The following is a 21,692-nucleotide window of genomic DNA, read 5'->3' as shown; positions in this document are numbered from 1 at the left end:
GGCGGTAGCTCAAGGCATATCGTCTGTGAACAACCATCTTCCGCAGGCGCACAACGTCGGCATCCATGGTAGAGACCTCGTCCGTGCGGCGAGCGAGTCATCGCCGGCAGACTTGAGCATACGAGGTTAGGCATTGCAGGTCGGTATCGATATGGGGTCCGTGTCCGGGGGCGCTCCGGCCAAGCTCGATATCGAGGAGCTTCTGGCAACGCGCCTTCTGGTGCAGGGCAATTCCGGTTCGGGCAAGTCGCATCTTCTGCGCCGGCTGCTGGAGCAGTCGGCGCAATGGGTGCAGCAGGTCATCATCGATCCGGAAGGCGACTTCGTTACCCTGGCGGACAAATACGGACACATTGTTGTGGACGGTGACCGGACCGAGGTGGAGCTCATCGGCATTGCGACCCGCATCCGCCAGCACCGCGTCTCGTGTGTTTTGACCCTGGAGGGGCTCGATCTGGAGGAGCAGATGCGGGCTGCGGCAACCTTCCTGAACGGTCTCTTCGACGCCGACCGCGAGTTCTGGTACCCGGTGCTGGTCGTGGTGGACGAGGCGCAGATGTTCGCGCCTTCCGTCGGTGGCGATGTCTCGGAAGAAGCGCGCAAGATGTCGCTGGGTGCAATGACCAACCTGATGTGCCGCGGCCGCAAGCGGGGATTGGCGGGTGTCATTGCCACGCAGCGCCTCGCCAAGCTGGCGAAGAACGTCGCTGCGGAAGCCTCCAATTTTCTGATGGGACGCACCTTCCTCGACATCGACATGGCCCGTGCCGCCGATCTTCTGGGCATGGACCGCCGGCAGGCGGAGATGTTCCGCGACCTAAAGCGCGGCAATTTCGTAGCTCTCGGTCCCGCGTTGTCACGTCGGCCGCTGCCGATCGTGATCGGGCCGGTGGAGACGTCGGCGCGCTCCTCCAGCCCGAAGCTGATGCCGCTGCCGGATGCGCCGCAGGACGTCGAGGATCTGATCTTCACGCCCGATCCGGAGGAGTTCACGCGGCCGGTGGTACGGCGGGCGCCGCCGGCGCCCCGGCCGACGACGGATATTCTTTCAGAGCTGTCGCGCTCTGCACCGGCAGCCGGTCATCTGAATCCGGAGCCCGGCCGTCCTGCGCAGCCAGAGCTTTCGCCGGAGGAGCGGGAGGAGCGACTCAAGGCTGTGCTGTCCGAGATCATCGACGACCCGCAGGCCGGTTATCGAACGGACTCCGTACTTTACCAGGACTTCCTTGTCCGCGCCCGCATGCGCCGGCTCCCTGGCCCGCCCATGGGCATGAGCGAGTTTCGCCGGCGCGTGGCCATCTCGCGAGCGGGGGTTGACAAGGAAACGGCCGAGACGGTCGGTTGGCAAACTGCGCTCGAGCTATCGGTTCGCGTTTCCGACGACCTGCAGGGCGTTTTCCTGATGCTCGCCAAGGCGGCGCTGCTTGCCGAACCATGCCCCTCCGATCTGCGCCTCGCGAAGGCCTACGGGACACATTCCGCCCGCCGTGCCCGCCGCCTGCTCGGCTATTTCGAGGAGCAGGGGTTGATCGTGGTGCACACGGACTTCTCCGGCAAGCGTATCGTCGCCTTCCCGGATCTCGACGTCCAGACCTGCCCTGGGGCAGCGGATGCGGTGGATGATGAGCCAATCACGAGGCAAGACGCTGCGGAGTGAAGGCAGGCGTGCTTATCCGCGGCGTCTGAGACATCCAATGAGGCCCAAGCCCGCGGCGGAGCGTCCGCGGGCTTGCTCTTGGGTATTGGTCAACCGTCACCTCAGCCGGCCTGTTGCGGGTCATCGGGCCGAGAGGAGGGTCCTTGTCGGCTCTCGCTGTTGACAATCCCCCCAGTTCCCCCTAAAGACCCCGCCAGCACCGGGTGGCAACGCCCGGTGTTTCATTTGACATGTCCCGTGGTTTTCTCCGGACGCTTTCGTGAGAAACCTGTCAGGACTTCTAAAACGAAGTCCAGAGGAGGGCGTGTTTCCTTGAACCGGCTTGGCAACAAGCTGGTGCAACCTGTTGAGAAGGAAATACGATGAGCAAGCGCGCATCATCCAAGTACAAGATCGATCGCCGCATGGGCGAAAACATCTGGGGCCGTCCGAAGTCCCCGGTCAACCGCCGCGAATACGGCCCGGGCCAGCACGGCCAGCGCCGCAAGGGCAAGCTTTCCGATTTCGGCGTGCAACTGCGCGCCAAGCAGAAGCTGAAGGGCTACTACGGCGACGTCCGTGAAAAGCAGTTCCGCGCCATCTACGACGAAGCCAACCGCCGCAAGGGCGATACCGGCGAAAACCTGATCGGCCTGCTCGAGTCGCGCCTCGACGCGATCGTCTACCGCGCCAAGTTCGTTCCGACGATCTGGGCTGCTCGCCAGTTCGTCAACCACGGCCACGTGACCGTCAACGGCGTGAAGGTCAACATCGGTTCTTACCGCTGCAAGCCGGGCGACGTCATCGAAGTCCGTCAGAAGTCGAAGCAGCTGGTTTCGGTTCTGGAAGCTGTTCAGCTCGCTGAGCGTGACGTTCCGGACTACATCGATGCTGACCACAGCAAGATGACCGCCACCTATGTTCGCGTTCCGAGCCTTTCCGACGTGCCTTACGCCGTCATCATGGAACCGAACCTCGTCGTCGAGTTCTACTCGCGCTAATAAAGAAGGGCCCGCAGAGCGGGCCCCGTTCTCTGGCTTTGGCCGGAATTGAAGCCGCGTCAGCTCGACGCGGCTTTTTTCATGGCGCCGAGGGTCTTGTCGAGTGACTCTCCCGTTGCGACCGGCGCTTCCTTCGGTCCTTCGCCCATGCGGTTCCAAGCGTCGAGGCCGGCGATTTTATAGCCTTCCGCGAGGGTCGGATAGTTGAAGGTGTTTTCGACGAAGTAGTCCACCGTGCCCTTCAGATTGAGGACGGCCTGGCCGATGTGGACCAACTCCGTTGCGCCTTCTCCGACAATGTGGACGCCGAGGAGACGGCGCGTCTTGCGGGAAAAGATCATCTTCAGAAGCCCGGTATCAAGGCCCATGATGTGGCCGCGCGACGTTTCGCGAAAGTGCGCGATTCCTGTTTCATAGGGGATGCCACGCTCGATCACCTCCTCTTCCGTCAGGCCGCAGGTGGAGATCTCCGGCACGGCGTAGATCCCGTAAGGGAAGTATTGCGGCGGCTCGCTTGCCGGTGCGCCGACCGCATGGCGAGCGGCGATACGCCCCTGTTCCATCGAAGTCGAGGCAAGGCTCGGGAAGCCGACGACGTCGCCTGCGGCGTAGATGTGCGGCACCGAGGTCTGGAACGTCTCCGGGTCGACCTTCAGGCGACCGCGGCTGTCGGCTTCCAGCCCGGCGGCCGCCAGATTGAGAGTGTCGGTCGCGCCCATGCGTCCAGCGGCGAACAGGACCATCTCGGATTGGAGCACGCGGTGGTTGCTGAGCTCGATCCGACACTTGCCGTTCTCGTCCTTCTCGATCTTGTCGACAGTCTGGCCGAAGATCAGCTTCATGTTGCGGTCGCGCAGCTGGTAGGTGAAGTCCTCAACGATCTCCTTGTCGATGAAGTCGAGCATGCTCTGGCGGGGCTCCACCACGGTGACCTGCGTATCGAGGGCGCTGAAGATCGTGGCGTACTCGATGCCGATGACACCGGCGCCAACCACGATCAGCGAGCGCGGCACGTGCTTGATCTCCAAGAGTTCATCGCTGTCGATGATGGCGGTGCCGTCGAAGGGGATGTGGGTGGGACGGTATGGGCGCGTGCCGACGGAAAGAAGGATCGACGTGCCGCGGACATGCATCATCTCGCCATCGGTTTTCTCGATCTCGAGCGTGTTGGGGTCGGTAAACTGTGCAGTCCCACGAATGTGCTGGACGCGGTTGCGGGCAAACTGGTGTTCGAGAACCTCGACCTCGTGGTCCAGCGTGATCAGAAGCCGTCGGCGCAGATCATCGGCGCTGATGTCCTGTTTCACTCGGTAGGACTGACCATAAAAGCCGCGCTCGCGCCATCCGGACAGATTGAGAGCAGTTTCTCGTAGCGTCTTGGAAGGGATGGTGCCGGTGTGCACGGAGACTCCGCCGACGCGGCGCCCGCGCTCGATCACGAGGACGCTCTTATCCAGTTTTGCAGCCTGGATGGCGGCGCGGCGTCCGGCCGGTCCGCTGCCGACGACGATCAGGTCGTAGTGGTTCATGTTTGCTCCGCTTGGTCATTCCGGCGGCGCGCCGCCGCTGCTGCATAAGTATCAGGCTTGTCTTACGGTTTGATTGAGGCAACGGGAGGAAAACCGACGAAGGCGACGTTTGTTCGTCTGATGGTTGGCGAAGGGCAGGGTAGCCGCCTCAGATGAGCCTAAGGCCCTTAAGACTGGCGTGCCCGTCCTTGCCGATGATGATGTGGTCGTGGACCGTTATGCCGAGCGGCTTGGCCGTCTCGACGATCGTGCGCGTCATGTCGATATCGGCCCGCGACGGGGTCGGGTCGCCGCTCGGGTGGTTATGCACGAGGATGATGGCGGTGGCGGACAGCTCGAGCGCGCGACGGACCACTTCGCGGGGATAGACCGGGGTGTGATCCACTGTCCCGCGCCCCTGAATTTCGTCCCCGATCAGGGCGTTCCGCTTGTCGAGGAAGAGGATCCGGAACTGTTCGCGCGATTCATACGCCATGGCCGCGTGGCAATAATCGATGACGGACGACCAGGAGGACAGAACCTGCTTGCCGCGAAGTTCGCTTTTAAGCATCCGGTGAGCAACGGTCGAGACCAGTTTAAGGTCGAGGGCGACGGTTTCACCGATCCGATCCACCTCCTGAAGAAGCGAGGTGGGGGCACCGAAGACGCCTGCCAATGTGCCGAAGCGGTCAATAAGGGCTTTTGCGATCGGCTTGGTGTCGCGTCGGGGAATCAGGCGGAAGAGCAGCAGTTCCAGGAGTTCATAGTCGGCAAGGGCGCCATCTCCATTCTCCCGATATCGCGTCCTCAGTCGATCCCGGTGCCCGTGATAATGTGCCTGCTTGTCGTCTGCTTTGGCCGGCACGCCCCGCTTCAGGGTCGCCGACTTCGGCGTCTGCTCCGCAAAGAAGCCGCGTTCGTCCGGGCCCTCGTCCATGGCTGGCATTACGCCGTCATCGGGAGGGGCGGGACGATTGCTCATCGGCTATCTCTTCAGCGGCGGCAGGCCAGGCCGATCGAGGCCGGCTGGCGAAAGAGTGAAGACCTCGCAGCCGGTCGCGGTGACGCCGACTGCATGCTCGTATTGCGCAGACAGCGAGCGGTCACGCGTCACCGCCGTCCACCCATCCGAGAGAACCTTCACATGCGGCTTGCCGAGATTGATCATCGGCTCGATGGTGAAGATCATGCCTTCGCGCAGCTCCGGCCCTTCATCGGCGCGACCGTAATGGAGGATGTTCGGCGTGTCGTGGAACAGGCGTCCCACGCCATGACCGCAGAAGTCGCGGACGACCGAGCAACGTTCTGCTTCCGCATAGGTCTGGATCGCCTGGCCGATGGCACCGGTGCGTGCGCCCGGACGGACGGCCTCGATACCACGCAACAGGCATTCGTAGGTCACCTCCAGCAGGCGTTCTGCGGCCCGCTTGATCTGACCGACCGGATACATGCGGCTTGAATCGCCGTGCCAGCCGTCGAGGACATAGGTGACGTCGATATTGACGATATCGCCTTCCTTCAACGGCTTGGCATCGGGCATGCCGTGGCAGACGACGTGATTGATCGAGGTGCAGACCGAGTACTTGTAGCCCCGATAGTTCAGCGTCGCCGGTAGCGCGCCGTGCTCCATGCCAAACTCGAAGACGAAGCGATCGATCTCGTTCGTCGTGACGCCAGGTTTGACGATCGATGCAAGCTCGTCCAGGCAGCGGGCTGTCAGCAGGCTGGCCTTGCGCATGCCGGCAAAGTCATCCGCGCTGTAGAGGCGGATGGCGCCCGTGTTCTTGAGCGGCGCCGCCTCCGCGTCGATATAGTTCACCATTTGCTCTTTCTCGCGCTCTGTCCGTTCATAACGCACCCGGACGCAGTTCGTCTATTGTGACAAGGTCGGTAGCGACAACTTCCGAAGGCGACACTCGGCAGCGGAGTGCGTAGGCTTCCACGCCATGTTTTGCCGCGCGCCGGAAGGTCTCCACATAGGTCGGGTCAAGGTCTTCGCAAAGGCGCAGTGCGTCGCAGTCGGATCTCTGGATGACGTAGAGCATGACGGCGCGGTGGCCCTGCGAGACCATTCGAGCCATCTCGTCCAGATGCTTCGTGCCACGTTTCGTGACGGTATCCGGAAACTCCGCAAGCCCCGGCTCGCGGATGAAGTGCACGTTCTTCACCTCCACATAGGCATCGGGCCGGCCAGGCTCCGACAGAAGAAAGTCGATGCGGGAGTTCGTGCCGTACCTCTGCTCGCGGCGAAGGGTTCTGTAGCGATTGAGCGACGGCAGGAGGCCCGCGCGGATTGCCTCTTCAGCCAGGCGGTTCGGCAGCCCGGTGTTGATTCCGACCAGCGTCCCCTCCGCCTCCACCATCTCGAGCATGTGGCGGTATTTTCGCGTTGGACTGTCGTGGAGCGATAGCCAGATGCGGGAGCCCGGCGTCGTCAGCCCACGCATCGAACCGGTATTGGGACAGGAGCCGGTGATGGCAGTGCCATCGTCGAGGACGGCGTCGAAGAGAAAGCGCTTGTAACGCTCTACGAGGGTTGCAGGGACGAGCGGCGGGTGAAATAGCATTGACCGCGGCTACACCCGCTCCAGAACGAATGTGCCAGGCGCATCGCCGATGGCATTGAGCGCATCCCCGCCCGGTTTGCGAGCAGCCACGCGGGACCGGTTGCGCTTCTCGATCCAAGCATGCCAGTGCGGCCACCAAGACCCTTTCGTTTCACGCGCCTTCTTCAGCCATGCGTCGAACTCGCCGACCGGCTTTCCGTTTGTCCAGTACTGGTATTTCTGCTTTTCCGGCGGGTTGACGACGCCGGCGATATGGCCAGAGCCGCTCAGCACGAACTCGACACGCCCGCCGAAGAGCGAGGAGCCCTTGAAGACGGAACGAGGCGGCGCGATGTGATCCTCGCGGGTGGCCAGATTGTAGATCGGGATCTTGACGTCCTTCAGCGAGATGACCTCGCCTGCGAGCTTCATCTCGCCCTTGCTCAGCGTGTTGTCGAGGTAGCAGTTGCGCAGATAGAACGCGTGATTGGCGGCAGCCATGCGGGTGGAATCGGCGTTCCAGTAGAGAAGGTCGAAGGGCATCGGCTCTTTGCCCATCAGGTAGTTGTTGACGACATACGGCCAGATGAGCTCCGAGGCGCGCAGCATGTTGAAGGCGGTGGCCATTTTGGACCCGGACAGATAGCCGGTCTTGTGCATCTGCTTTTCGATCGCCGCCAGTTGTTCCTCGTCGACGAAGACTTTGAGGTCGCCTGCCAGCGTGAAGTCGACCTGGGTCGTCAGGAAGGTGGCGGAAGCGATCCGGCTGTTCTTCTGACGGGCATGGAGAGCGAGAGCTGCCGCAAGAAGCGTGCCGCCGACACAATAACCGATGGCATTGACCTTTTCCTCCCCTGTCGCCTTCTCCACCGTCTCGAGGGCGAAATCCAGCCCTTCGTCAATGTAGGCCTCCCAGTCCTTTGCCGCATGGCGGGTATCGGGGTTCACCCACGAGATCACGAATACCGTGTGGCCCTGGTCGACGCACCATTTGATGAAGCTCTTCTGCGGCGTCAGGTCCAGAATGTAGAACTTGTTGATCCACGGCGGCACGATCAGCAGGGGCCGCTTCAGCACGGTTTCAGTGCTGGGGTCGTACTGGATGATCTCGCACAGATCACTCTGGGCGATGACCTTGCCGGGGGTGAGAGCGAGGTTCTCACCGATCTTGAATTTGGTATGGTCGGTGTGCCGCAGGCGCAGTTCGCCCCCACCAGCCGCGACATCTTCCGCCAACATTCGCATGCCGTGGACGAGATTTGCGCCGCTGCTGGCCACCGTCTCGCGGTACACCTCCGGATTGGTGAGCGCGAAGTTGGCAGGCGACAGGGCAGCAGTCATCTGCTTCACGTAGAAGGCAGCCTTGTGACGCGTTTGTTCGTCCAGCCCCTCCGCTTCACCCACGAGCTTTTCAGCCCAGGACGCGGTAACCTGATAGGTCTGCCGAAGGAAGGCGAAGAAGGGGTTCTTGACCCACTCCTCGTGGGCAAAGCGCTTGTCGCGGGGCAGGTCTTCGGGTTCCGAAACCTCCTGTCCGGCGAACTTGGAGAGCGTTCGCGTCCAGATTCCCATGTAGCTGGAAAAGAGCAGCGACTGCGCCTCCAGCGTCCGCTTCGGATCCGAAACCCAATACTGTGCCACTTCCGAGAGCGTCTTCACCATGTCGGTGACGGGATCGGCCGAGGGATCGACAGGGTCTCCGGCCTCGCGAGCGTCCAGCCATTGGGATGCCGCCTGGCCGACGTGTTCGAGCGCACGCGCCAGGTTGACGGCGAGCGCAGCCGGATCCTTGACCATATAGGATTCGACGGACTGTGGGTCGAAGCCGGGAAAGCCCTCTTCGCCTGTCTGCTTCTCCTCCCTCTTGTCGGCCAACCGCTCCTCCGCAACAGAAATGTTCTTGTGGTTTGATTTCCTTTGTACATAGTGCCGGAAAATGCTTACAAGTGCCAGCGAATGACGCTGCAGGCGTCGACTTTTTGAACGCCGGAGAATGGTCGGGGACGATGGACGAACTGAGGCGTCGGGCGGCTACGCTGCCTATACTTCTGAGTGTTGCGACGATGCCTGTGCTGCTTGCGGGGTGCAACAGCTTCGCTCTGGATGATGGAATTCCCAACACGGCACCTCAGGCGACGGTCGTTTCCGCTGCCTCGGGTGCCGAGCGGCGCCCGATGGCCAGACGAGACACCGGCACCTATCCAACGTTCGACGGTCCTTTGACGGCCGCAAACACGCAGATTGCCGACGAAGAGGCAGCGACGACGGAGGCAGGGCTTTCGGCGTTGGCCAACGCTCGGGCCAATGGCCACGTCTCCGAAGCCGAGTACCAGCGGCGCGTGGCGGAACTGCGCAGGCTGGCGGCGCAGCACGGTGCCGAAGCCGAGGCGGACATCACCAATTAGCGCTTGCCTTTGGGCGGGTTTGGTTTCAAACCACGAAACGCCGATTTGGGCAAAATCCCCGCGCGGTCGCGTGCCGCGCGTGCTTCCACGGGGAGAGTCATGGAAGAGTTCCACAAGGTCCGCCGACTGCCGCCTTACGTCTTTGAACAGGTTAACCGTTTGAAGGCGAGCGCACGAGCGGCGGGTGCCGACATCATTGATCTCGGCATGGGCAACCCTGACCTGCCGACACCCAAGAATATCGTCGACAAGCTCTGCGAGGTGGTCCGTGATCCCCGCACGCATCGCTATTCCTCGTCGAAAGGCATCCCTGGGCTGCGCAGGGCACAGGCGGCCTACTACGCGCGGCGGTTCGGCGTGAAGCTCAATCCGGAGACGCAGGTCGTCGCGACCCTTGGTTCCAAGGAAGGCTTTGCCAACATGGCGCAGGCCATCACAGCGCCAGGCGACGTGATTCTGTGCCCCAACCCGACCTATCCGATCCACGCCTTCGGCTTCCTGATGGCGGGTGGCGTCATCCGATCGATGAACGTCGAGCCGGACGACAGCTTCTTCGGGCCCCTGGAGCGGGCAGTTCGCCACTCGATCCCGAAGCCGCTGGCGCTGATCATCAATTACCCATCCAACCCGACGGCCCATGTGGCGTCGCTGGATTTCTACAAAGACGTGGTCGAGTTTGCCCGGAAGAACGAGATCATCGTGCTTTCGGACCTGGCGTATTCGGAGATCTACTTCGACGAGAACAATCCGCCGCCATCGGTTCTGCAGGTGCCGGGCGCGATGGACGTCGCTGTGGAATTCACCTCCATGTCGAAGACCTTCTCCATGCCCGGTTGGCGCATGGGGTTTGCCGTCGGCAACGAGCGGCTGATCGCGGCGCTGACGCGTGTGAAGTCCTATCTCGACTATGGCGCGTTCACGCCGATCCAGGTGGCCGCGACGCACGCGTTGAACGGCGATGGTTCGGACATTGCCGAAGTGCGCAATGTCTACAGGCGCCGGCGCGACGTGATGGTCGAAAGCTTCGGCAAGGCGGGCTTCGAGGTGCCGCCACCGGCGGCGACGATGTTCGCCTGGGCGAAAATCCCCGAGAAGTTCCGCCACCTCGGATCGCTGGAGTTTTCCAAGCTTCTCGTCGAAAAGGCGGACGTGGCCGTCGCGCCGGGCGTTGGCTTCGGTGAGATGGGCGACGACTACGTGCGTCTGGCGCTCGTTGAAAACGAGCACCGCATCCGCCAGGCCGCCCGCAACATCAAGAAGTTTCTTTCCACGGCGGACGAGACCATGCACAACGTGATTTCACTCAATACCCGCCGTTAATCCATGCGGCCGCAATCGCGGCCGCCACTCCCCTTCAGTCCAGGAAGAATATTATGGCAGATGCCCTGAAAATTGGCATTGCGGGTCTTGGTACCGTCGGTGCCTCGCTGGTCCGGATCATTACCGAGCGGGCAGAGGAGCTTGCGGTCACCTGCGGCCGAGCCATCCAGATCAATGCTGTCAGCGCCAGGGATCGCAGTCGCGATCGCGGGGTGGATGTATCCGATATCGCCTGGTTCGACTCGCCGGAAAAAATGGCCGCTGAGGCTGATATCGAGGTCTTGGTTGAACTGATCGGCGGAGCGGAGGGGCCCGCCGACCAGGCGGTCCGGGCAGCGCTCGCACGTGGCCTTCACGTCGTGACGGCGAACAAGGCGCTGCTGGCGCAGCATGGTGTCGAGTTGGCGTCTCTTGCGGAGGAGAAGGGCGCACTGCTCAACTTCGAAGCTGCCGTCGCCGGCGGCATTCCCGTCATCAAGGCTCTGCGAGAATCGCTGACCGGCAACAAGGTCTCCCGCGTCTACGGGATCATGAACGGGACCTGCAACTACATCCTGACCCGGATGGAAAAGGAAGGCTTGACCTTTCAAGGATGCCTGACGGAGGCGCAACGCCTGGGGTACGCGGAGGCGGATCCGACCTTCGACATCGAAGGAAACGACACGGCCCACAAGCTTGCCATCCTGACGACGCTGGCGTTCGGAACCAAGATTGCTGCAGATCAGATCTATCTGGAAGGCATCAGCAATATCTCCATCCAGGACATCGAGGCGGCGGCCGAGCTCGGATACCGGATCAAGCTCCTCGGCGTCGCGCAAAGGACTGAAACCGGTGTGGAACAGCGGGTTCATCCGACCATGGTTCCCAGGGATACGGTGATTGCGCAGGTTGACGGCGTGACCAACGCCGTCGCGATCGAATCCGACATCCTGGGTGAACTGCTGATGGTTGGACCAGGTGCTGGTGGCGATGCCACCGCCTCGTCAGTGTTGGGGGATATCGCCGACATTGCAAAGAGCCGCCCGGGCGAGCAGCGGGTGCCCGTTCTCGGCACTCCGGCGAAGGCATTGGCGCCATACGTAAGGGCGCGAATGAGAAGCCACGAAGGCGGCTACTTCATCCGGTTGACGGTCGCTGATCGAACCGGCGTTTTCGCCAGCGTTGCGAGCCGTATGGCTGAAAACAACATCTCGCTTGAATCGATCGTCCAGCGCAGCACGTCTCGTGCAGGCGCGGCCGAATCGAAAACCATCATCCTCGTCACGCATGCCACCACGGAGGAGTCGGTGCGTAGCGCCGTTACTGCCATCAAGGCCGAGGCGTATCTGGCCGGCGAGCCGCAGGTGATACGGATCGAACGTCCAAAAGCGTTTTAGGTCGGAGCGCGCAGCGGTGGCGACAGAGGTAGGCAATCTGAGACGTGCGATCATGCTCGTCCGAAAGTGATTCCGTTGCAGGGGGCAATGAGGTACTAAGGCTGCATGACAGTCCGGCAGCTCCCCAGTATTCCGTCGGCCGACACACAGGTCGACCCGGTTCCCCGCGCGTTCCTGAACGTGGAACGCTCCGCCTGCGGACAACGCTGGGTCTCGCGTCTCGATCAAGCGGCGCAGAACCGGGCGCTTGCCATCTCGCAGGTCCATGGCATTCCTGATCTCGTCGCACGCGTGCTTGCGGGGCGAGGCGTGGAACTCGACAAGGCACTTGCTTTCCTTGACCCTACAGTCCGCTCCCTGATGCCGGAGCCGTTCACGCTGACCGACTGCGAGAAGGCGGCAAAAAGGCTGGCGGATGCAGTCAGGCGTCGTGAAAGGGTCGCGATCTTCGGCGACTACGACGTAGATGGTGCATCATCCTCAGCGCTTCTCTATCGGTTCCTTGTCCACTTCGGGGTCACAGCGGAAATCTATATCCCGGACCGAATCTTTGAGGGATATGGCCCCAACCCTGCCGCCATTCGTCAGTTGATCTCCAATGGGGCCAGCCTCATCGTCACCGTCGACTGCGGCTCCACCAGTCATGAAGCGCTAGCGGCGGCGCAGGGCGCAAACTGCGACGTGGTCGTTATTGATCATCACCAACTCTCTCACGCGCTTCCCCCCTGCCATGCGCTTGTCAACCCGAACCGGGAGGATGATCTGTCGGGGCAGGGGCATCTCTGTGCTGCCGGTGTAGCCTTCATGGTGCTCGTGGCGACCGCCCGGATGCTGCGGGAGCGGGGAGATCCGCGCGCGGGCTCGCTCGACCTCCTGCGCTGGCTGGACCTGGTGGCTCTCGCGACCGTTTGCGACGTGGTGCCGCTCAAGGGTCTCAATCGCGCATTCGTTGTGAAGGGGCTGATTGCGGCCCGCCACATGAACAATGCGGGGCTAAGTGCCCTGTTCAAGAAGGCGGGTCTCGGCGGTCCCGTGACGCCCTATCACCTCGGCTTTCTCGTCGGCCCCCGCATCAACGCCGGCGGTCGAATCAGCGACGCAGCCCTCGGCAGTCGGTTGCTGACGCTCGACGATGCTGCCGCGGCTGAGGAGATCGCCGGTCGGCTCGATGACCTCAACCGCGAGCGCCAGGCGATGGAGCAGGCGATGCTGGCGGAGGCCGAAGCCGAGGTGATGGCCGAATATGGCGACGGCGAAGCAGCCAGCGTGCTCGTGACGGCCCGCGACAACTGGCATCCGGGGATTGTCGGACTGCTTGCAGCGCGTCTGAAGGAAAAGTTCAAGCGCCCTGCTTTCGCCATCGCTTTCGATCCGTCGGGCAAGGGCACCGGCTCCGGTCGATCGATCAATGGCTTCGACATGGGCAAGATGGTGCGCGCTGCCGTTGACCAGGGCCTGTTGGTGAAAGGTGGTGGCCATGCCATGGCCGCCGGCCTGACGGTGGAAAAGGCGAAACTCGGCCTCTTGCGCGCATTCTTCGAAGAGGCTGCTGCGGAGGTTGTTCCCAGGCTCGTGGCCAGTCACGTGCTGAAGATCGACGGGGCGCTCTCCGCCTCCGGCGCAACGCTCGCCCTTCTCGATCAGCTGGAGCAGGCAGGTCCTTACGGTTCCGGCCATCCTCAGCCGATCTTTGCCATGCCGGCCCATCGGGTCAAGGAGGCACGCCTGATCGGCACCTCCCACGTGAAAGCCGTGCTTCAGGCGGCAGACGGTACCTGTGTCGACGCGATTGCCTTTCGAGCAGCCGAAACACCGCTTGGCAACCTGCTCCTGAACGGGCGCGGCAGCCAGCTGCATGTGGCAGGGTGTCTGAGCGGAGATCAATGGCAGGGAAACCGGCGCATACAGCTGCGCATCCTAGATGCCGCGCCGGCCGCTTAATCGTTAGATTTATGATAAGAAGTGGCACGCCCTAGGGGAGTCGAACCCCTCTTTCCAGAATGAAAATCTGGCGTCCTAACCGATAGACGAAGGGCGCGTGCGCGGTGTGGCGCCCTTATAGTCAGGGCTCAGATTCCCCGCAAGCGAGAATTTGCAGTTTCCGTCACAAAAAGACAAAAAACCCAGGTGGAAAAGAAGGAGTCGGCACGTTATGGCCGATCCGCAAGAGGCAGGTGATATCAATGACTTGAAGAAAGGAGATGGCACGCCCTAGGGGAGTCGAACCCCTCTTTCCAGAATGAAAATCTGGCGTCCTAACCGATAGACGAAGGGCGCGTGCGGTGAGCGCTCTTATAGTGGGGTGATTTGGAACCCGCAAGCGCGAAATCACCATTCTCTTCAAAAAAATGAGCGTTGAATCGCTGCCCGAAAAGCTGAGTTAAATCGCCTAAATTCAGCAGTTTAGCGGCGTTCCCTCGACCGTCCCGCAGGAGGGCGTGGCGGGCATTGCCCCTGGCGCCGGCGCGCTGAAGACACTGCCGGCCGTCGCGTTGACGCGTCCGGGAGCCGCTGCGGCGGGGACCGTTGCCGTGGTAGGGGGAGCGGCATTGGTCGCCGCGCTGCCGGAGAAGATGCTGACGCTGCCTGCGCGAATGCCGGTGGGCTGCGCGACAAGATCCGCGAAACCCGGCTCTGGCTGTGACAAGGATGCGTCTGCCGGGGAGCCGGATTCGGCAACGGAGGCGGCGGACACCAGGGCCGGATCCACGTAGCCGTTTGAGGCGGTGGTGCCTCCTTTAGCGAGCGCGCCGGCTGCCGAGGAGGCGGATTCGGCCCCGCTGGACGTGCCTTCTCCCTCCTGCTTGGTGCTGGTCGCGCATCCGGCCAGCGCCAGCGTGATCAGGCCGTGGACCAGCAGCTTGCGAGGGTGTCTTCTCTGCCGTGTCTTGCGCATTGTCGTTTCCCATCCGGCTGCATCGCGAATCGTCAGAGGACGGTGCTCCGGTCGCCGTGCAAGAGCAAGCGACCGGAGAGCGGATGCTACCAGCTGCCGGTGTTTTCCATGGAGGACCAGGGTTCGGTCGGCGCAAGGGCAGGGCCCTTCTGGAGGATCTCGATGGAGATTCCGTCGGGGGACCGGATGAAGGCCATGTTGCCGTCGCGCGGCGGGCGGTTGATGGTGACGCCATTGTCCATCAGCTTGCGGCAGTAGGCGTAGATGTCGTCCACCTCATAGGCCAGATGGCCAAAGTTGCGGCCACCCGTATAATCTTCCGGGTCCCAATTGTAGGTCAGTTCGAGGCAGGGAGCCTTGTGTTCGCGCGCCGCGGCCACGTCGTCGGGCGCAGCCAGGAAGATCAGCGTGAACCGACCCTTCTCGTTCTCTATCCGCCGGACCTCTTCGAGGCCCATAAGGTCGGTGTAGAATCGCATCGAAGCATCGAGGTCTTTCACGCGGACCATTGTATGAAGGTAACGCATCGCTTTGTGGTCTCCTTTCTGAGGAAGCTTTATGTGGCAGCCCACCAGTTCGGGACAAGCCTCAGAACATAGAAAGAACCGGAGAAATCCGAAGCGGGGACTTGCAATGGAGGGTTAGCAGGATGTTAATCTACCTTCCAGAATCAGTTGACCGAGGCTGTAGCGCGTAATCGAGGGGCCGACCCAAATGGCTGACAGGGTGTCATTGAAGAGCATGACCGAGATCGATGATCTCGCTGGCGAGCCTGTTGATCTGATCGAGATAACCGGCGTCGTCAAATGGTTCGACGTTGCAAAGGGGTTCGGTTTCATCGTTCCGGACAACGGAATGCAGGATGTGTTGCTTCATGTGACGTGCCTGCGCCGCGATGGCTACCAGACCATTCTTGAAGGCACGCGGATCGTTGCGCTCATTCAGCGGCGCGATCGCGGCTACCAAGCATTTCGCATCCTGTCCATGGATCAGTCGACGGCGGTTCATCCCTCGCAGATGCCGCCCGTGCGGACGCATGTACAGGTCACGCCGACGAGCGGCCTGGAGCGGGCTCTGGTGAAGTGGTTCAACCGCACCAAGGGCTTCGGCTTCCTGACGCGCGGCGAGGGGACGGAGGACATTTTTGTTCATATGGAGACGCTGCGCCGGTTCGGGTTGACGGAACTTCGACCGGGCCAGGTGGTGCTCGTGCGCTTCGGACCCGGCGACAAGGGGCTGATGGCTGCGGAAATACATCCTGACAATCCCAACCCCATCAGCAGGGCCCATTGATGACAATGCTTCCCTTCGTGACGAAAAGCGCCTTCATGGCGCTTTTTCTGTTCCTGGCGGGCGCAGTTTCGGCGCAACTGCATTTCGACCGCCAGGAGCTCCTCATCCAGACAAAGGACGGCAGGACGCACCAATTCGACGTCGAACTTGCCTTAAGCCCGCAGCAGCGGTCTCAGGGGCTGATGCATCGGGAGACAATGCCGGCTGACCATGGCATGCTCTTCGACTTCGGCGAGAGCCGTCCTGTCTCGATGTGGATGAAAAACACACCCTTGCCGCTCGACATGCTGTTCATCCAGCGCGACGGGATCATTTCGCACATCCATGAGCGGGCGGTTCCTTTCTCCGAGAACATCATCGATTCGCGCGGCCCCGTCGCCTATGTCCTCGAACTGAACGGTGGGCGCGCCGATGAACTCGGCATCCAGCCAGGGGACCGTGTTGTCAGCGAGCGCATCGACGCGGGGAAATGACGGCCGGACCGCTTCTCGCAGTAACCTTCGATTTTGCAGTTGCAGGCCGGTGGGGAAGCGTGTATCTCGCTCGTCATCGTGAGCACGGAGTGTAGCGCAGTCTGGTAGCGCATCTGGTTTGGGACCAGAGGGTCGGGAGTTCGAATCTCTCCACTCCGACCACGTTGTAGCCCTTGAAACGCTGAAGAGGCCGGTTTTCAGGGACTTAATGCCAACTTTCTGTTACAATCGACGTAACAAAACGGAAGTTGGAAATGCCTGCCAAACATCGTCACCTACTTGACCGCGATGGCCGATTCTTCGCCCGCATCGTTATCCCGAAAGACCTCCGGCCCTTCCTCGACAACAAGCATGAGCTTCGCGAACCGCTAGGCCCGGATCGTCGCACGGCTATCGCTCGACTGGCGACGGCTGTTGCTGGCCTACAGGCGCGGATCGCAGTTGCAGAGCGCAAGGCGCGACTTGCTAAGGGTGAGGCGGTCCGCCCTGGCCGTTATCTGCTTCCGGTGAATGAGATCGTGCTGAGGCGCTATAACGATCAACTCGCCTTCGATAGCGAGATCCGGAATTCTGACGCCCGATATGCGAATATGGAGCCGGATGATAGCTTAATCCCGGTTTATCGAGACGGCATTGCCGGCAAGCTATCCGACGAATCTCTCCGTATGTTGCTCGGTGACGTGATCGAACGCTATCGCGGCCTCGGCAACACCACCGCCGAATTCGGCACGACTGAATGGCGGACGCTGGCGCAGGCGCTTTGCGTTGCGGAGCTTGAAATTCTCGGTCGAGTGATGGAGCGGCATGAAGGCGACTTCACCGGGAAGCCTGAACATCCCGTTCTTGTGAAGGCGATTGAAAGTGATCCTGTTGCAGCTGAAGTCTCCGAGTCGGAATACAACCGGCTCACCTTCAGCGAGATCATTGAAGAGCAAGAGCGCGTAACGAAGATGGGGTTAGGCGGCTTCGAGAAATCGGAAGCGACGCTGAAGAAGTATCGCCAGACCGTCTACGACTTCGAACGTTTCCGGCGCTCCAAATACGCGGCGACCGTAACCCTTGAGGAAGGGGAGGCATGGCGTAACGCTATGCTTGCTGAGGGTAAGCTGTCTCGAAAGACGATCCGCGACAAGCTGGCGTCGATTCGCGCAATCCTCGCCTGGGGGCAAAAGCAGTGCCGGGGAAAGCTCTTTCCCAACACGCCCAGTAAGACACCCTTTGAGTTTTTGGAGATGCCGAACGCTGAGGTGAAGGACAGCGCCGAACGCACCTATTCGTTAAAGGATGCTCGGCACTTTCTAGAGTTCGCTCGAACCGCTACCCGCGCGAGCTTCCGCTGGATACCTTGGATTATCGCTCACACTGGCGCGCGTGTGAATGAGATCACGCCGCTAGAGAAGCGCGACGTTTTTGAAGTGGAAGGACACTGGTTCATTCATATTCGCGTCGGCGGCGGGCGTACGACAAAAACCCGAAAGGCTAGAAAAATTCCTGTTCACAAGGCGCTGGTGGCGGAAGGCTTCCTAGACTGGGTAAAATCACAACCGGATGGCAGGCTATTCCCCGGCCACAAGGACCAAGACAACAACCTTCGAGAATGGATTCATGAGAAGGTGTTTCCGGGCCGGAACGATCTGCCGCCGCCCAACCACGGGTTCCGTCACCTCTTTGAAGATGCCTTGTTTGCTGATGTGAGCCATAAGGCGGCACTCTACATCACCGGTCGTTCTTCAGGTTCATCGGCAGACGACTACGGCGGGAGCGACCTGCGGCTTATCGAGATAGCAAAGCAGATGGAGAAGGTTCGCGACATACTCTGAAAATAATCCTAACAAATAGGATTATTTTCAGTTGAGGGATTCACACGAGATTCCAGTCGTGAGATACTATTGTCCAAGTTGAGAAGCGAGGACGTGGTAGTTGAATCTTTCCCTCCCCAATATCCTGAAGAAAGCATTCGGCGCCTCGGCAGGTCAGAAAGCACTCCCGCTTAATGACCCTGCTTTGTCTGAAGTCTTTGGCGTCCGCCAGACCTATTCCGGTGCTGCCGTCACCAGTCGGACGGCTATTGCTGTCCCGGCTGTTCTTCAGGCTGTTAGGCTTATCTCTGAAACCATTGGCTCGCTTCCTTGCAAGCTTTACCGCGAGACTGAAGCGGGCAAGGAAGCAGCCAAGGATCACTCCGCTTATCGGATCACCCATCGCCGGGCGAACGAATGGACCGGTGCTGGCGATCTTCGCACCCGCCTGACTGCTGATGCACTGTTGCACGGCGGCGGCTTTGCCCGGATCGTGCGCTATCCAGATGATGGCCGGCCGTTCGAGCTTATCCGCATCAAACCTGAGAAGGTGACGCCTCTTGAAGACGATGTAACCGGCGCTCCGGTCTATCGTGTCTCTGAGGCGACCGACACCCGCGACTACCCGTTTTCCGAGATCCTTCACGTACCTTCATTCCTCGGCACGTCGCCACTATCTCACGGCCGCGAAGCTATCGGCATCGCATCCGTTCTTGAGCGCCACGCGGCCCAACTGTTCAAAGGTGGTGCACGACCGCCTGCCGTCATTCACCGTGAAAAGGCGATCCCTTCTGACGTTGCTGTAGGTGAAGCCAGCGTGAAGAGCCTTCGCGCCCGCTTCCAAGCATCATCTGCCAACGGCTTCGACGTGCCGCTGATCCTGGACGACGGTTGGCAATATCAGCAGATGGCCTTCTCTTCGACCGACAGCCAATTCCTCGAGAACCGCGTCGAACAGATCAACGAGATCGCCCGCATCTTCGGCGTCCCGCCGCACATGCTCTACCAGCTTGATCGGGCGACCTGGAGCAACGCGGAACAGATGGCCGCAAGCTTCCTTCAGCTTTGCCTCCGGCCGTGGCTAGACCGTTGGCAGGATGCTTACGCAACGGTTCTTCTGACTGAGGAAGAGCGCGACAGCCACTACTTCGAATTCGTCATCGATGACCTTCAGCGCGCCGATTCCGCAGCCCGCGCCGAAATCTTCAGCAAGCTTATCGCGGCCCGCGTCATGACGCCGAACGAGGTTCGCGCAGCAATGAATATGCCGCCGCTTCCTGGTGGTGATGAGCTTGCCAATCCCTACACCTCCAACAGCACACCGGCAGGCAATGAGCCGCCGAAGGGAGCAGCCTGATGCAGCACACCGCCTTTTTTGGTGATGGCGAAAAGACCTTCGCCTTCACTCGCGAGATGCTTCTGGAACTAGAGCGCAAGACCGGCCACGGCATCTTTGCGCTCTTTACCCGCATCCAATCTCGGCAAGCGTCCTTCGCCGACATGACCGAGACGATCCGGCTCGGCTTGATCGGTGGCGGTGCTACTCCGGCTGAAGCCGCCGCCCTGGTTAACACCTACGCTGTTGCGCGCCCGCTAGGTGAAAGCCTTGCTGTCGCCTTTGGCATCCTCACGGCGCTGTTCTTCGGTCCTGAAGAACCTGAAGGCGACAGTCAGGACGATCTCAATGAAGCCGTCAACGACGCCCCGAAGCAGGTGGCGGCATGACGGAACGGCTTGAAATCAAGGCGGCGCTCACGGTTGACGAGGCCGGCACTATCACCGGTATTGCTTGGCCTTTCGGCTCCCCAGATCGCGTTGGCGACGTGATCGAGAAAGGCGCTTTCACTTCCCCTGAAACCCTGCCGATGCTGTTCGCTCACGATCAGGGGCAGGTGATCGGCGTTTGGGACGAGATCAGCGAAACGGCCGAAGGCATCACCGTTAAAGGCCGCTTGCTTGTGGACGATGTAGAGCGCGCCCGCGAAGTGCGCGCCATGATCCGCAGCAAGGCCGTCTCCGGTCTCTCCATTGGTTTCGTCACTAAGGCCGCAAAGCCTCGCACTCGTGGCCGCACGATCACGGCCCTCAACCTTCACGAAATCTCAGTTGTCGCGGTCCCGTGCCATCCGGGCGCGCAAATCACTTCGATCAAAGCCGCCGATGGCACGGCACCACGAAAGGAAACCTCTGTGGAAAATGAACTTGAGAATGCACCGGAAGCCAATGGTGATCCGGTGATCGACCAAAAGGCTTTTGACGCCATGAAGGCTGATATCGCCACGTTGAAGGCGAAGCTCAACCGACCCACCGCCGCCATCAATAATCATCCGGCAGCCGCGAACGACAACGACCTGAAGGCTCTCGACATCGAACTGAAGCGGACCCTTCTTGAACAGAAGGCGCTCACCATCGCCGCGCCCGGCACCGGCTCCAATCTGGTCAATGACACGCTCATGACGCAGATCTTGGAAAAGCTCGGCAAGAGCAATCCGATCCGACAGCTTGCGAACTCTATCCAGCTAGACACCGGGCTTTTGAAGATCCCGCGTCTCGTTGATGGCGTGGCGCCCGGCAGCGTTACTGAGACCGGCACTAAGCCGGAATCTACACCTACTTTCGAGCAGATCAGCATCGAACCTTACGCTATGGGCGCACAGGTTCTTGTCTCCCGTTCGCAACTTGAAGATAGCGCTGTCAATCTTGTCGGATGGATCTCCAGCCATATCGCAAACCGGTTTGGCGAGCTGGAATCCTCATGGTTCGTGACTGGCAACGGCACCACTCAGGCCGAAGGAATTATGACCTCGACTGAAGTGCAGGAGATCCAGTCTGCCGCAGCAATCCTGGGTGTAGATGACCTTCTGGACCTGTTCTATTCGGTGAAGTCATCCTACGCCAACGCCGGCGCCTGGGTGATGAACCGGAAGACAGCGCGCCTTATTCGCGGCCTGAAGGATAGCGACGGTAACCTCATTTGGGAGCGCAGCCTTCAGGCAGGGGAGCCGGGCCGTATCCTCGGTCAACCGGTCTACATGGCGGATGACATGCCCGACCCGATCGCCGGTAACGCACCGATCATCTTCGGCGACTTCTATCGCGGGTATCTCATCACAGACCGCGTAGCCTTTGAGCCCTCCGTTGATTACGCGAAGTTCTCCGAGAATGACATCGTGCAGTTTGTCGGCCGCCGTCGCGTCGGTGGCAAGGTGGTCATGGGTGAAGCCCTGACGAAGCTGAAGCTGGCAGCCTAATCATGACCCTTCAGCGGCCCGGATACGAGGAAGTGACGATAGCTCACGGTGGTAGGACCGTAAGCCTTCGCCCGACCTTGCGGGCCGCTGTCGACCTGGAGCGACTTCACGACGGCTTCCCGGCTCTTTTCCGGCGCGTCGATGAATTCCACCTTGGCGCCATTTCTGAAATCATCTTGTCGTGTTCC

At 61.0% G+C, this 21,692-nt stretch carries 20 protein-coding genes and 3 tRNA genes; 13 read left to right on the top strand and 10 right to left on the bottom strand.

Going from position 1 to position 21,692, the window contains the following annotated elements:
• The first annotated feature begins 133 nt into the window (after positions 1 to 133).
• Together LXM96_RS19400 and rpsD are read left to right on the top strand one after the other, a co-directional pair.
• Positions 134 to 1,657 carry an ATP-binding protein gene (locus LXM96_RS19400; protein ID WP_240000217.1) on the top strand — a complete coding sequence of 508 codons (1,524 nt, stop codon included), beginning with the start codon at positions 134 to 136 and terminating at the stop codon, positions 1,655 to 1,657.
• A 362-nt stretch (positions 1,658 to 2,019) separates the two neighbouring features.
• Entirely contained in the window at positions 2,020 to 2,637 is a 618-nt protein-coding gene (rpsD, locus tag LXM96_RS19395; RefSeq protein WP_240000216.1) for a 30S ribosomal protein S4, read from the top strand.
• A gap of 59 nt (positions 2,638 to 2,696) precedes the next feature.
• Here the strand turns inward: rpsD and sthA are convergent, their stop codons facing one another.
• From sthA to LXM96_RS19370, 5 genes are all read right to left on the bottom strand, one after another.
• Positions 2,697 to 4,166 carry a Si-specific NAD(P)(+) transhydrogenase gene (gene sthA, locus LXM96_RS19390; RefSeq protein WP_240000215.1) on the bottom strand — a complete coding sequence of 490 codons (1,470 nt, stop codon included), beginning with the start codon at positions 4,164 to 4,166 and terminating at the stop codon, positions 2,697 to 2,699.
• A 148-nt stretch (positions 4,167 to 4,314) separates the two neighbouring features.
• Positions 4,315 to 5,127 carry a RadC family protein gene (gene radC / locus LXM96_RS19385; protein WP_240000214.1) on the bottom strand — a complete coding sequence of 271 codons (813 nt, stop codon included), beginning with the start codon at positions 5,125 to 5,127 and terminating at the stop codon, positions 4,315 to 4,317.
• Positions 5,128 to 5,130: 3 nt separating this feature from the next.
• Positions 5,131 to 5,967 (bottom strand): type I methionyl aminopeptidase, encoded by an 837-nt coding sequence (gene map, locus LXM96_RS19380; protein WP_240000213.1) that lies wholly within the window; start codon positions 5,965 to 5,967, stop codon positions 5,131 to 5,133.
• A 25-nt stretch (positions 5,968 to 5,992) separates the two neighbouring features.
• Entirely contained in the window at positions 5,993 to 6,712 is a 720-nt protein-coding gene (gene sfsA, locus LXM96_RS19375) for a DNA/RNA nuclease SfsA (protein ID WP_240000212.1), read from the bottom strand.
• A 9-nt stretch (positions 6,713 to 6,721) separates the two neighbouring features.
• On the bottom strand, positions 6,722 to 8,566 hold the full coding sequence (locus LXM96_RS19370) for a PHA/PHB synthase family protein (protein WP_240000211.1): 1,845 nt from the start codon (positions 8,564 to 8,566) through the stop codon (positions 6,722 to 6,724).
• 71 nt (positions 8,567 to 8,637) lie between these two features.
• Here LXM96_RS19370 and LXM96_RS19365 point away from each other — a divergent pair, with 71 nt between their 5' ends.
• The 4 genes from LXM96_RS19365 (at position 8,638) to recJ (ending at position 13,733) form a co-directional block, all read left to right on the top strand.
• Positions 8,638 to 9,096: a hypothetical protein gene (locus tag LXM96_RS19365; RefSeq protein WP_240000210.1), complete on the top strand. Its 459-nt coding sequence runs from the start codon at positions 8,638 to 8,640 to the stop codon at positions 9,094 to 9,096.
• 99 nt (positions 9,097 to 9,195) lie between these two features.
• Positions 9,196 to 10,416, top strand: a complete 1,221-nt coding sequence (locus LXM96_RS19360) for an LL-diaminopimelate aminotransferase (RefSeq protein WP_240000209.1) — start codon at positions 9,196 to 9,198, stop codon at positions 10,414 to 10,416.
• Between the two features lie 53 nt (positions 10,417 to 10,469).
• Complete coding sequence (locus LXM96_RS19355) at positions 10,470 to 11,792, top strand: homoserine dehydrogenase (RefSeq protein WP_240000208.1); 1,323 nt, start codon at positions 10,470 to 10,472, stop codon at positions 11,790 to 11,792.
• A gap of 105 nt (positions 11,793 to 11,897) precedes the next feature.
• Positions 11,898 to 13,733 carry a single-stranded-DNA-specific exonuclease RecJ gene (recJ, locus tag LXM96_RS19350; RefSeq protein WP_240000207.1) on the top strand — a complete coding sequence of 612 codons (1,836 nt, stop codon included), beginning with the start codon at positions 11,898 to 11,900 and terminating at the stop codon, positions 13,731 to 13,733.
• A gap of 22 nt (positions 13,734 to 13,755) precedes the next feature.
• On the opposite strand, the gene LXM96_RS19345 is transcribed toward recJ, so the two are convergent.
• The 4 genes from LXM96_RS19345 to LXM96_RS19330 all read right to left on the bottom strand — a co-directional run bounded on the left by LXM96_RS19345 (position 13,756) and on the right by LXM96_RS19330 (position 15,215).
• Positions 13,756 to 13,830 (bottom strand) — tRNA-Glu (locus LXM96_RS19345).
• Between the two features lie 164 nt (positions 13,831 to 13,994).
• Positions 13,995 to 14,069, bottom strand: a tRNA-Glu gene (locus LXM96_RS19340).
• Positions 14,070 to 14,187: 118 nt separating this feature from the next.
• Entirely contained in the window at positions 14,188 to 14,688 is a 501-nt protein-coding gene (locus LXM96_RS19335; RefSeq protein WP_240000206.1) for a hypothetical protein, read from the bottom strand.
• 86 nt (positions 14,689 to 14,774) lie between these two features.
• Positions 14,775 to 15,215 (bottom strand): VOC family protein, encoded by a 441-nt coding sequence (locus LXM96_RS19330; protein WP_240000205.1) that lies wholly within the window; start codon positions 15,213 to 15,215, stop codon positions 14,775 to 14,777.
• A 187-nt stretch (positions 15,216 to 15,402) separates the two neighbouring features.
• On the opposite strand from LXM96_RS19330, the gene LXM96_RS19325 reads away from it, so the two are divergent.
• The 7 genes from LXM96_RS19325 to LXM96_RS19295 all read left to right on the top strand — a co-directional run bounded on the left by LXM96_RS19325 (position 15,403) and on the right by LXM96_RS19295 (position 21,504).
• Entirely contained in the window at positions 15,403 to 15,981 is a 579-nt protein-coding gene (locus tag LXM96_RS19325) for a cold-shock protein (RefSeq protein WP_240000204.1), read from the top strand.
• Positions 15,978 to 16,454, top strand: coding sequence for a DUF192 domain-containing protein (locus LXM96_RS19320; protein WP_394802002.1), 477 nt, complete (start codon positions 15,978 to 15,980; stop codon positions 16,452 to 16,454). The genes LXM96_RS19325 and LXM96_RS19320 overlap by 4 nt, the downstream gene beginning before the upstream one ends.
• 85 nt (positions 16,455 to 16,539) lie before the next feature.
• Positions 16,540 to 16,616 (top strand) — tRNA-Pro (locus tag LXM96_RS19315).
• Between the two features lie 92 nt (positions 16,617 to 16,708).
• A complete protein-coding gene (locus tag LXM96_RS19310; RefSeq protein ID WP_240000202.1) occupies positions 16,709 to 18,274 on the top strand; it encodes a site-specific integrase in 1,566 nt (521 codons plus the stop codon).
• Positions 18,275 to 18,374: 100 nt separating this feature from the next.
• Positions 18,375 to 19,610 carry a phage portal protein gene (locus LXM96_RS19305; RefSeq protein WP_240000201.1) on the top strand — a complete coding sequence of 412 codons (1,236 nt, stop codon included), beginning with the start codon at positions 18,375 to 18,377 and terminating at the stop codon, positions 19,608 to 19,610.
• Positions 19,610 to 19,978, top strand: a complete 369-nt coding sequence (locus LXM96_RS19300) for a gene transfer agent family protein (RefSeq protein WP_240000200.1) — start codon at positions 19,610 to 19,612, stop codon at positions 19,976 to 19,978. Before LXM96_RS19305 ends, LXM96_RS19300 begins: the two co-directional genes overlap by 1 nt.
• Positions 19,975 to 21,504, top strand: coding sequence for a phage major capsid protein (locus LXM96_RS19295; RefSeq protein ID WP_240000199.1), 1,530 nt, complete (start codon positions 19,975 to 19,977; stop codon positions 21,502 to 21,504). The genes LXM96_RS19300 and LXM96_RS19295 overlap by 4 nt, the downstream gene beginning before the upstream one ends.
• Here LXM96_RS19295 and LXM96_RS19290 read toward each other — a convergent pair.
• Complete coding sequence (locus tag LXM96_RS19290) at positions 21,501 to 21,656, bottom strand: hypothetical protein (protein WP_240000198.1); 156 nt, start codon at positions 21,654 to 21,656, stop codon at positions 21,501 to 21,503. The genes LXM96_RS19295 and LXM96_RS19290 overlap by 4 nt on opposite strands.
• Between the last annotated feature and the right edge of the window lie 36 nt (positions 21,657 to 21,692).

Origin of the sequence: Rhizobium halophilum (assembly GCF_021648825.1) — a bacterium.
Lineage (GTDB): Bacteria > Pseudomonadota > Alphaproteobacteria > Rhizobiales > Rhizobiaceae > Neorhizobium > Neorhizobium halophilum.
Note: the sequence above shows the minus strand (reverse complement) of the source record. Positions and strands in the feature narration are given on the sequence as shown.

Coding starts and splice junctions, on each gene's coding strand:
- rpsD (WP_240000216.1), top strand. CDS start 2,020: ATGAGCAAGCGCGCATCATCCAAGTACAAGATCGATCGCCGCATGGGC.
- sthA (WP_240000215.1), bottom strand. CDS start 4,166: ATGAACCACTACGACCTGATCGTCGTCGGCAGCGGACCGGCCGGACGC.
- radC (WP_240000214.1), bottom strand. CDS start 5,127: ATGAGCAATCGTCCCGCCCCTCCCGATGACGGCGTAATGCCAGCCATG.
- map (WP_240000213.1), bottom strand. CDS start 5,967: ATGGTGAACTATATCGACGCGGAGGCGGCGCCGCTCAAGAACACGGGC.
- sfsA (WP_240000212.1), bottom strand. CDS start 6,712: ATGCTATTTCACCCGCCGCTCGTCCCTGCAACCCTCGTAGAGCGTTAC.
- LXM96_RS19360 (WP_240000209.1), top strand. CDS start 9,196: ATGGAAGAGTTCCACAAGGTCCGCCGACTGCCGCCTTACGTCTTTGAA.
- LXM96_RS19355 (WP_240000208.1), top strand. CDS start 10,470: ATGGCAGATGCCCTGAAAATTGGCATTGCGGGTCTTGGTACCGTCGGT.
- recJ (WP_240000207.1), top strand. CDS start 11,898: ATGACAGTCCGGCAGCTCCCCAGTATTCCGTCGGCCGACACACAGGTC.
- LXM96_RS19335 (WP_240000206.1), bottom strand. CDS start 14,688: ATGCGCAAGACACGGCAGAGAAGACACCCTCGCAAGCTGCTGGTCCAC.
- LXM96_RS19330 (WP_240000205.1), bottom strand. CDS start 15,215: ATGCGTTACCTTCATACAATGGTCCGCGTGAAAGACCTCGATGCTTCG.
- LXM96_RS19325 (WP_240000204.1), top strand. CDS start 15,403: ATGGCTGACAGGGTGTCATTGAAGAGCATGACCGAGATCGATGATCTC.
- LXM96_RS19310 (WP_240000202.1), top strand. CDS start 16,709: ATGCCTGCCAAACATCGTCACCTACTTGACCGCGATGGCCGATTCTTC.
- LXM96_RS19300 (WP_240000200.1), top strand. CDS start 19,610: ATGCAGCACACCGCCTTTTTTGGTGATGGCGAAAAGACCTTCGCCTTC.
- LXM96_RS19295 (WP_240000199.1), top strand. CDS start 19,975: ATGACGGAACGGCTTGAAATCAAGGCGGCGCTCACGGTTGACGAGGCC.